13 protein-coding genes are annotated in these 9,919 nt (G+C 47.5%); all 13 read right to left on the reverse strand.

Annotation, left to right across the window (positions count from 1 at the left end; translation table 11 throughout):
• Positions 1-20: 20 nt before the first annotated feature.
• The gene (locus ACIP1X_RS10750; protein WP_400751810.1) at positions 21-1,082 is read right to left on the reverse strand and encodes an acyltransferase family protein; all 1,062 of its coding nucleotides are present in this window, start codon (positions 1,080-1,082) and stop codon (positions 21-23) included.
• Positions 1,072-2,043 (reverse strand): glycosyltransferase family 2 protein, encoded by a 972-nt coding sequence (locus ACIP1X_RS10755; protein ID WP_400751813.1) that lies wholly within the window; start codon positions 2,041-2,043, stop codon positions 1,072-1,074. Before ACIP1X_RS10755 ends, ACIP1X_RS10750 begins: the two co-directional genes overlap by 11 nt.
• A 1-nt stretch (position 2,044) precedes the next feature.
• On the reverse strand, positions 2,045-2,467 hold the full coding sequence (locus tag ACIP1X_RS10760) for a GtrA family protein (RefSeq protein ID WP_400751816.1): 423 nt from the start codon (positions 2,465-2,467) through the stop codon (positions 2,045-2,047).
• Positions 2,467-3,474 (reverse strand): glycosyltransferase family 4 protein, encoded by a 1,008-nt coding sequence (locus ACIP1X_RS10765; RefSeq protein ID WP_400751819.1) that lies wholly within the window; start codon positions 3,472-3,474, stop codon positions 2,467-2,469. Before ACIP1X_RS10765 ends, ACIP1X_RS10760 begins: the two co-directional genes overlap by 1 nt.
• Position 3,475: 1 nt before the next feature.
• Positions 3,476-4,432, reverse strand: a complete 957-nt coding sequence (locus ACIP1X_RS10770; RefSeq protein WP_400751820.1) for an NAD-dependent epimerase/dehydratase family protein — start codon at positions 4,430-4,432, stop codon at positions 3,476-3,478.
• Complete coding sequence (locus tag ACIP1X_RS10775; protein WP_400751822.1) at positions 4,429-5,352, reverse strand: glycosyltransferase; 924 nt, start codon at positions 5,350-5,352, stop codon at positions 4,429-4,431. The genes ACIP1X_RS10770 and ACIP1X_RS10775 overlap by 4 nt, the downstream gene beginning before the upstream one ends.
• A 47-nt stretch (positions 5,353-5,399) precedes the next feature.
• Entirely contained in the window at positions 5,400-6,290 is an 891-nt protein-coding gene (gene rfbA, locus ACIP1X_RS10780; RefSeq protein WP_282352669.1) for a glucose-1-phosphate thymidylyltransferase RfbA, read from the reverse strand.
• Positions 6,287-7,180 carry a dTDP-4-dehydrorhamnose reductase gene (rfbD, locus tag ACIP1X_RS10785; protein WP_212543747.1) on the reverse strand — a complete coding sequence of 298 codons (894 nt, stop codon included), beginning with the start codon at positions 7,178-7,180 and terminating at the stop codon, positions 6,287-6,289. The genes rfbA and rfbD overlap by 4 nt, the downstream gene beginning before the upstream one ends.
• The gene (rfbB, locus tag ACIP1X_RS10790) at positions 7,177-8,253 is read right to left on the reverse strand and encodes a dTDP-glucose 4,6-dehydratase (RefSeq protein ID WP_400751834.1); all 1,077 of its coding nucleotides are present in this window, start codon (positions 8,251-8,253) and stop codon (positions 7,177-7,179) included. The genes rfbD and rfbB overlap by 4 nt, the downstream gene beginning before the upstream one ends.
• A 227-nt stretch (positions 8,254-8,480) precedes the next feature.
• Positions 8,481-8,720 (reverse strand): lipopolysaccharide assembly protein LapA domain-containing protein, encoded by a 240-nt coding sequence (locus ACIP1X_RS10795; protein WP_400751825.1) that lies wholly within the window; start codon positions 8,718-8,720, stop codon positions 8,481-8,483.
• Positions 8,721-8,750: 30 nt separating this feature from the next.
• Positions 8,751-9,047 carry an integration host factor subunit beta gene (gene ihfB, locus ACIP1X_RS10800; protein WP_003189779.1) on the reverse strand — a complete coding sequence of 99 codons (297 nt, stop codon included), beginning with the start codon at positions 9,045-9,047 and terminating at the stop codon, positions 8,751-8,753.
• A 145-nt stretch (positions 9,048-9,192) separates the two neighbouring features.
• A complete protein-coding gene (locus ACIP1X_RS10805; RefSeq protein ID WP_212543750.1) occupies positions 9,193-9,471 on the reverse strand; it encodes a hypothetical protein in 279 nt (92 codons plus the stop codon).
• A 197-nt stretch (positions 9,472-9,668) separates the two neighbouring features.
• Positions 9,669-9,919: S1 RNA-binding domain-containing protein (locus tag ACIP1X_RS10810; protein WP_400751828.1), on the reverse strand; the 251-nt coding region annotated here is incomplete at its 5' end.

Raw genomic sequence — 9,919 nt, forward strand, 5'->3', positions numbered from 1 at the left:
TTCCACTCCCCAAAAAAATTCTAAACTTCAGTAGTCAAGGCAGGTTTAGAAAAAGATGGTTTAAAGTACTTACGGCAGTTAATCGAAGGTTTTTCCACCAGGTGCCAAGACGCAAAGGCAAAGGAGAACGCCAGCAAGCTGCTTAGTATGGTCAACGAAAAATTGGTCGATTCAGGTAACCACATGACCACAAGTTGCTGGCATATCCAACCGTAAAGGTAAACACCATAAGAGTAGTCTCCAAACTTGTTAAACCATCCAAAGCCTGGCGCAAAAGCCAAATAGAATACCAAATAAGGTATTAGTATTGTATAAGCAACACCGAAAGAGGGGGTACCGTGTTGTGACGCCGCGAAGAACATCAGCATCAGCAAAACGCCCGGGCCGATATAAATGACGTCTTTATTGATAAGGCAAAAACTACCTATCAGAAACATCAAGGCAACATGCTGGTGATTTTCATAGAGGAACAGAAACTTCCAGAACTCGGGATTTAAGTAACCAGCGATAATACTAAAAAAGAACAGAAAATTGAAAACTGAGCGTTTTTTCAGAACCCCCAAAACCGCCAGCGCCAGTACGATAATGTACAGTCGAACTTCTACCACGAGAGACCATAAAGAACCGTTTATGGCTTTGTCATGTAGATTTTCAAACACCCCCGGCAAAAAATATGCAGTATTAAAAGCACTGATATTCACAAAAAAATATTCCCACACCTGTTGGGAATGCAAATAATCGGGAGCTTTCGTCAGACTCAAACCTAAAATAAAAACTGTGAAAAACACGCACATTATCAAGCCAGGGTAAATTCGAAGAATCCTTGAAGCACAGTAATAAATTAATCCATTTTTACTCAACGCACTTTGGGTGATCAAATAGCCACTGATTACAAAAAAGACATCAACGGCGACGCCTCCGATAAACTTATAACCCACCCATTGTAAAAATATATCGGCAGGGCCTTGGCCAGTAACCGCTGAGGCATGACCATAAATTACGGCAAGAGCAGCAATCAACCTCATTAAATTCAAATTGTTAGTTTTGTTCTTAAACAGTTCCCCGAGCGTATCATTTTTCATCGCCAACCTCGTTCGCCGTTGAAGCAATACGGGAAATCTTATGCTCTGCTATGAGGTACAGCGGTCTTGCTTTGGTTTCACCGAACACCCTACCGATATACTCGCCAAGGACGCCAATAAAAAACAATTGGATACCACCTATGAATAGCACTGTCACCATCAATGTTGGGTACCCTCGGACCACATCGCCCAGGAATAACGTCTTCAAGATAATAAAAATACCGAATAGAAAAGCGGTCAAAGCGACGATAAAACCGAGATAGCTTGCTATTTTCAATGGTGCAATTGTGAAGGATGTGATGCCTTCCAATGCAAAATTCCACAATTTCCAATAGTTAAACTTGGTAACACCGGCTGCTCGCGAATCTCTGCGATACTCTACCGCTACCGAAGGAAAGCCCACCCAAGCAAACAGGCCTTTCATGAAGCGGTGATGCTCCCTCAGTGAGATCAAGGCATCAACTACACGCCGGCTCATGAGGCGGCAATCACCTGTATCCTGCGGAATATTCACCCTGGATATCTTCAGCATTAACTTATAGAAAATTGAAGCCGTAAATTTTTTTAACCAAGATTCACCGTCGCGGTGAGTGCGTTTGGCATAAGCTACGTCAAAACCTTCTTCCCACTTATCAACAAACGCTAGCAACAACTCTGGCTGGTCTTGCAAGTCCGCGTCAAATATAGCGACTGCGTCTCCTTTCGCCACATCCAGACCGGCGCTCATAGCGGCTTCTTTACCAAAATTTCTTGATAGATTGACCGTACTGACACGATCATCTCGATTCGCCAACTGATTCATTAAAAATTGTGTTTTATCAGTGCTTCCGTCATTAACAAAAATCATCTCACAATTATAGTTTGACAACTGATCAAAGACTTCACTCATGCGACTATGAAAAAGCTCGATTACTTCTTCTTCGTTATAAGCGGGCACCACAACAGATATTAATTTTTTCATGTCACACCGATTTAAAAACCCAGTAGCGAGAGGAACAAAAGTTCCAAATCAAAACGATCGCTGTAGCGATTCCTTGTGCAATCCATTTATTCCAGTTCATAAAATCAGCCAGCAAGCCGACAATCACAGTATTCATAAGCCAGCCAATACCCACCATCATGTAAAACCTGGCTGCTGCTCCCGTATGAGACTGAGTGCTGTTAAACGTGTAGTAATAGTTAACAAAGTAACTAACGATGGAGCCGGCCATGTACCCTATTCCGGATGCCGTAGCAGCAAGCAGTCCTAAAAATTCGACTCCACACCACAGTATGAAATACTGAAGCAAGGTCGCGAGCCCACCTGTCAGCAAAAATTTAATTAGAGTGTTACCCATAATTTGGCGCCATGCACCATCAAGTTTTCGATTAGTATTACTTCCCATCAGGCCGGCCTCCCACCTTTAAATTTCCAAACCAAGATACATATAGGGATATACGCAATCATTAAACCTACTATCCCACTCAGCATCTTCAATCCAACCATCAGAGACAATGGCAGGAGCCATACAATATTTATACTGATAACACCAAGAGTCACGAGTTTATGGCTGGCGAAGTATCGCGCAGCGTGCTGATAAGCGTGATTACTGTGAGCAACGTGTACTTTTTCGCCGTTTACAAGTCGGACGATGAGCGTCCATGTTGCATCAACGATGAACGCACCAAGCAATATAAGGCCACTCCAAAATAATTCCGGAGACAACCAAGCACCGTACAAAATAATGACGGCTAATGAAACACCCAGAAAACCGCTGCCTGCATCACCCATAAAGATGCGCGCCGGAGAAAAGTTCCAATATAAAAAACCCAGAACGGATGCCGCCAACAGAAGAGCCAACCAAACTTGATCTAAATAACCGCTACACCAATAAACAAGCGCCAACCCAAAACAAGTAGTAATGGCTTCAATGCTTGCCAGTCCGTCAATACCATCCATGAAGTTATAAAGATTAAGTAACCACACCAGATAAAACATTCCTAACAATGTCCCCATCACTCCCAGATTAACTGGAGCATCATAGATAGTCAGTGGTGCGAACCCGTTCATCCAATATAACGCCCAAGAGGCGGCGGAAAAATGCCCTAGAAGACGCCAGCGAGCAGGGATATGTCCGTGATCATCAGCGAATCCTATTACCGCCACCGCAATACCCGCACCCCACAATCCATAAAGTGCGTTCAGACTTAAAACATTCAGTAGAGAAAGACACGGTAGAGCCAAGTTGAAGGCAACTACAATAGCAACGCCTCCGCCCCTCGGGGTCGGAGTCGTGTGAGAACTGCGCTCATTGGGCACATCGATCATTTTTTTGGCTAATGCATAGCGCATCATCAAAAATGTTAATATCCATGACCCCAGCAATACAGCCAGCAATAAAGAAAGCATCATTTTATCTTTTTTCCTGATAAAAATGCACAGTACGCTGTATCGCCACCTCAATATTTACCGGTGGACTCCAACCTAACAATATTCGATTCTTATTAATATCAACTTGTAATGAATCACAAACACGATGCACTACCGTGCGTTTGCAGAGCAGCATGCCGACTGTCTTGAGCAATACACTAGGGACTGGCACCAGCCGAGACTTTTTCTTCATCGCGGACGCCAAAAGCCGCATTAATTTTGTTGTTGAAACATCGCAATCGTCGCTGACAAGGAAAGTATTGTTAGCTGCACCTGGGTGATCAATGCACGTCACAATAAAATCAGTAAGATTATAGATCGAAACAAAACTCCGTCTATTTTTTATCATTCCTAACGGCAAAGGAATATTTTTCCCAACGAATTTCAACATCGTCAGAAAATTAGCTTTCACGCCGGGACCGTAGACTAGCGGAGGCCTGATAATCACAATCTCCATGCCCGTATCCTGTCCTATTTGTCTTAACCTCTGCTCCGCCTCATATTTGGAAATGGCATACGCATCTTCGGGGTAAGGTAAATCATCCGCCTGGAAAGCTTTGCCCGCCAATGTGCTTTCACCGTTGACTTTTATAGAACTGATAAAAATGAAACGTTTCACTCCTGCAGCTGCAGCAGCGAGTGCAAGACGAACGGTTCCCTCTACATTTACCTTGCGAAATGCTTCCATGACGTCGGTCACGTTTTCACGCATCACATGCACGCGGGCCGCCGCATGCACCACTACATCTATATGAGTAAAATCAGGCAGATCTGCAGAAGCTGTCAATTCCAGCGGCAATACTGAGCAAAGGCCACTTAATCTTGTCACACCCCGGACCGCTGCGACGGGTATATGCTTCTGGTCCACCATTAATCGAAAAACTAATGCCTCGCCGACCAGCCCTCTTGCTCCAGTCACCAGTACTCTCGATGCAGTCATTTCAACTTACTCACTGAAAATGCACCGACCCAACAGATTATAAAAAATAAAATTTTATCGCGTTTCCTGCGACGACATTGCCACGCTTTAAAAGATAGACGTATTAATTGCGGACATCCCAAGCGCAAACAATCATGAGTTATTGGTGAGGCAGCACGCCCAAAAAATTGTGATAAAATTTTGATTTGACCGAACCACCAACCGTCATTAATCATACTGTAGCGCGCCAGTAAGGGTTTCCACCCCTTATTTGCACCTACCTGATTACGTGCGTGTTGCCGGTAGTCCATAGACGGCCTTGGATCAATGTACCAGGTAAAGCCATTGCTACGAGCAAAGGCATAACAATACCAGTCATGCAGGCTGACATCTTGTATCTTGATCCAGTTCTGGCAAACCGCATGTTTCATGGAGGTGGCAAGTTCATTCGTCATGACGTATGTACAGCCAGGGCCAGCTGCTTCGAACAAGTAGTCCCACGCAACCTGGGGTTGTGCTTTATCCAGTAGATGAGTTCTACCATCTGACCAGAACGCTGTTACATTACTGGAGTAAGCATCTACTTTTTTCTCGCAAATGGCTTCAATTGCCCGCGACAGTTTATCGATGTGCCATAAATCATCTTGATCAGCAAACGCAAGGAAGTCGTAAGTATCGAAATCCACATCACGAATTAACCGGAAAAAATTCCGTGAAGCACTTCCAAATTTTCCATGCTCTGGAAGAACGACTATCTCAGGATGCATTTTCGCGTAGTGTGCACACCATGACTCCGTTCCATCAGAGGACGGATCAACACTTATGTAAACGGTAACATCCACGAGCGACTGATGGAGGATAGAGGTCAGCTGCGCCTCTATCCATTCCATTCCATTGTAGGCAGCTAACAAGACTGCGACTTTTCGGGATCTAACCGACATTTTAATCCTGCAAATTGCCTACTTAGGAGCGAAAATAAACATCAATATCAGTGCGCGTTGGAATCCAAAAGTCGTTTCAGATATTGTCCATAACCCGTTTTTTTCATTGATTCCGCCTGAGCTGCCAATTGTTCTGCATTAATCCATCCATTGTTATAAGCAATTTCTTCCAGGCAAGCGATTTTCAGCCCTTGTCTTTGCTCAATGGTATGCACAAAGTGGCTTGCTTCAAGTAGTGAATCGTGGGTGCCAGTATCCAGCCATGCAAAACCACGGCCGAGCATTTCAACATGGAGTGTTTTCTGGTCGAGGTAAGCACGATTCACGTCAGTAATCTCAAGCTCACCTCGCGATGAAGGCTTGATACTCTTGGCGATCTCGACAACGCTGTTGTCATAGAAGTATAGGCCGGTCACAGCGTAGTTAGACTTTGGAATGAGCGGTTTCTCTTCGATGCTCAAGGCTCGACCGGCCGAGTCAAACTCAACAACACCAAAACGTTCTGGATCAGAAACGTGATAGCCGAAAACCGTGGCACCTTGCTCTTGCGCGCTAGCCGATCGCAAATTATCTGAAAAATGTTGGCCATAGAAAATGTTGTCTCCAAGAATGAGGCAACAAGGGTCATTTCCTATGAACTCCTCTCCAAGAATGAAAGCTTGCGCAAGTCCGTCTGGGCTCGGTTGAACAGCGTACGATAGCTTTATACCGTACTGATCACCATCACCGAGAAGCTTGCGAAAACTAGGCAAGTCTTCAGGAGTTGAAATGATCAAAACTTCACGCATCCCTGCAAGCATCAACACCGAAAGTGGATAGAAGATCATAGGTTTGTCGTAAATAGGCAACATCTGCTTAGACACACCTAGAGTCAACGGATGAAGGCGAGTGCCCGATCCACCAGCGAGAATGATGCCTTTACGATTTGTCGTGGTCATTTGTTCAGAACTTCCCTAAGCATTCGGGTTACACCACTCTGCCAATCCGGCAAGTGTAGAGAAAAATTATTACGCAGCTTCTGAGTGTCCAACCGTGAGTTCAGCGGGCGGCGTGCTGGCGTCGGGTAGGCGGAGGTATCGATTGGGTTTATAACCGTAACAGCCAGTTCCTCACCGTTCGCCTTGGCGAAATCAATGACATGCGTAGCATACCCGTGCCAAGACACTTCGCCTGCCGCCGCCAAGTGGTACACGCCAGCCAACTCGGGCTGGTGCTGAACCTGCCGAATAGCCAATGCGGTCACATCCGCAATCAGATCCGCCCCGGTCGGAGCACCAATCTGATCGGCGATTACGCTGAGGGTCTCGCGATCTTTGGCTAGGCGCAACATCGTCTTGGCAAAATTATTGCCCCGTGAACCATAGACCCAACTCGTTCGGAAAATCAGGTACTTACATTTCGAAGCAATGATCGCCCGCTCGCCCGCCAGCTTGCTCGCACCGTAGTGATTCACAGGAGAAACTGCAGCTGTTTCCAACCATGGTGCCAGCCCTTTACCATCAAAAACGTAGTCAGTGGAGTAGTGGATCAGCCACGCCCCCAGTGCCGAAGCCTCTTCGGCCATCACTTGACTGGCCTGGCCGTTGACACGGTCAGCCAGCTCGGTTTCGGCCTCAGCTTTATCGACCGCTGTATAAGCCGCTGCATTGACTATGAAGTCAGGCTTGACCCGGCGAATAGTCGCACGCAATGCTTCCAGATCCGACAAATCTCCACTCAAGCCATTGGCCGAATGGCGATCCAGTGCGACCAGGTCGCCTAGCGGTGCAAGCGAGCGTTGCAGCTCCCAGCCCACTTGACCGCTTTTTCCCAGAAGAAGGATTTTCATGCCTTATTCGAACGATCGGCGTAATTCTGGTCGATCCACTGCTGATAGCTGCCGCTCTTTACGTGCTCAACCCACTCAGTGTTGGTCAGATACCACTCAACTGTCTTGCGAATACCGGTTTCGAAAGTTTCTTCCGGCGTCCAGCCAAGTTCACGCTCAATCTTGCTCGCGTCGATCGCGTAACGCAGGTCGTGACCCGGGCGATCCTGAACGTAAGTAATCAAGCTTGCATGCGGGCGGTTAGCGGAATCAGGACGCAGCTCATCCAGCAGTGCACAAAGCGTGTGCACCACTTCGATGTTTTGCTTTTCGTTATGACCGCCGATGTTGTAAGTCTCACCCAGGACACCCTCGGTAACGACTTTGTACAAAGCACGTGCGTGATCTTCGACATACAACCAATCGCGAATCTGATCGCCCTTCCCGTAAACCGGCAACGGCTTGCCTTCCAGTGCATTGAGAATGATCAGTGGAATCAATTTCTCAGGGAAGTGGCAAGGGCCATAGTTATTCGAGCAGTTGGTGACCAATGTCGGTAGACCGTAAGTGCGCGCCCAAGCACGAACCAAGTGGTCGGAACTCGCCTTACTCGCCGAGTACGGCGAGCTTGGTTGATATGGAGTGGTTTCAGTGAAGAGATCTTCCGGGCCTTCGAGATCACCATAAACTTCGTCAGTGGAAATATGGTGGAAGCGGAAGTTGGCCTTGCGTGCATCATCCATGGCCGCCCAGTAGTGGCGCGAAGCCTCCAGCAGGGTGTAAGTGCCTATAATATTGGTCTGGATGAACTCGGACGGACCACTAATAGAACGGTCAACGTGAGATTCGGCAGCCAAATGCATGATCGCATCCGGTTGGTGCTCACGCAGCACGCGATCGATTTGTTCACGGTCGCAGATATCAACGCGTTCAAATGCATAACGCGAGCTCTGACTCACGTCAGCCAAGGACTCAAGATTACCGGCATAAGTCAATTTGTCGACGTTAACGACCGAGTCGAGAGTATTGGAGATGATGTGACGGATGACTGCCGAGCCGATAAAACCGGCGCCGCCGGTAACTAGAATTTTCACGCGAAACCATACCCTTGAGTTGCTGACAGTGTCACCAACGAGCACCGTCCAATCCATGAATGCAAAAAAACCACCGAACATCAGGCCTCTGGCAGAGCCTATCTGAAACGATGTGGGAATTTGCCACTACCGAACAAGGGCTGCATTTTACAGCTTAATGAACGATTTACTAATGGATATAGACAAACAGCGATGCAAAACACTGAGCGCCTCTCACGGAATGCTTCTTACACGAGACGTTTGCGCGCTGACCTGGACGAGCGCCCCAAAAACCAACCGAGCACCGGGCCAATTAACATCCCCGCAAGAAGCGCTACAACCACAACGAGCGATACTGGAAGTTGAGGCCCAGACCACCCAAAAAACAACAGCGCTACCGATTGTTGGTTTTCAAGAATGAATGCCAGGATAATCAGCGCCATCATCAGAATAAACACACCAAGCAACATGCGCTTGAGATTACGCATTAGCGCCTCCTCGGACTTCTTTCGCGGAGATCAAACCCCCTCCTCCTCTTCTTCATTCACACGATCACGCAATTCCTTGCCTGGCTTGAAATGCGGAACGAATTTTCCGTCCAGACTCACAGACTGGCCGGTTTTAGGATTGCGACCAACGCGCGGCGCGCGGTAGTGCAAGGAGAAGCTGCCAAAACCGCGGATCTCGATTCGATCACCGGTGGCCAGACATTGAGACATTTGTTCAAGCATGGTCTTGATGGCCAGTTCTACATCCTTGGATGAGAGCAGCCCTTGATGGGTGACAATTCGTTCGATCAACTCCGACTTCGTCATATTTTTCCCTTCTTTTTCAAGCAGCTAGATCAGCGCTTGAAAGGTTTTAGCACGCCCGGAAGATTTTGAACAGCCCAGGGATTGACATATCTTCCTGCGCATTGAAACGCCCGTTTTCAGGGCACAAGCTCTATAAACGGCCACCCTATCGACACATCACCAACATCGTACGCGTCAGGTAGCCCGCAGGATTGAAGCCAAAAGGATACTGATCATCATCCTTGGCATCATCCGATCTGGTAATGACCTTGTAGCCTGCGCCTTTGCATTCTTTTGTGGCGCGCTTTTGACACTTCTCCCAACTCGAACCCAACCCCGAGCAATCAACCTCAATGCCGCTGACGCCGCGCACCACATGCGTCTTGGCGCTCGTGGCGCAGCCCGCCAACATCAGCACACCGACCAACACGATAAACTTGTTCATTCACTTCCTTATGCCAGGCAATCTGCCCGACTACTGCGATCTTCAGCCTAAGCCTAGTCGCGAATAGACGATTGATCCGAATAAAGAAACAGACAATTGAGTAACAAGATTGGTTTCACGCGAGAGGTGCCTCTCCACCAAATCGCAGGCACAAAAAAGGGCGACCGAAGTCGCCCTTTTTAATGATCAAGCAGAACTTAGTTCTGTTTGGCCATTGCCTGGCGCAGCAGTGCCGCCATGGTGGTGTCGCCAGTAGGAGCTTCTTCAGCCTTCAGGCTTTGGATAGCTTCTTTCTCTTCAGCATCGTCTTTCGACTTGATGGAGAGCTGGATTACGCGGCTCTTGCGATCAACGCTGATGATCTTGGCTTCTACTTCCTGGCCTTCTTTCAGAACGTTGCGCGCGTCTTCAACGCGGTCACGGCTGATTTCGGAGGCTTTCATAGTCG

Source organism: Pseudomonas sp. NPDC088885 (assembly GCF_044750025.1).
In the GTDB taxonomy this organism is placed as follows: Bacteria; Pseudomonadota; Gammaproteobacteria; order Pseudomonadales; family Pseudomonadaceae; genus Aquipseudomonas; species Aquipseudomonas rustica.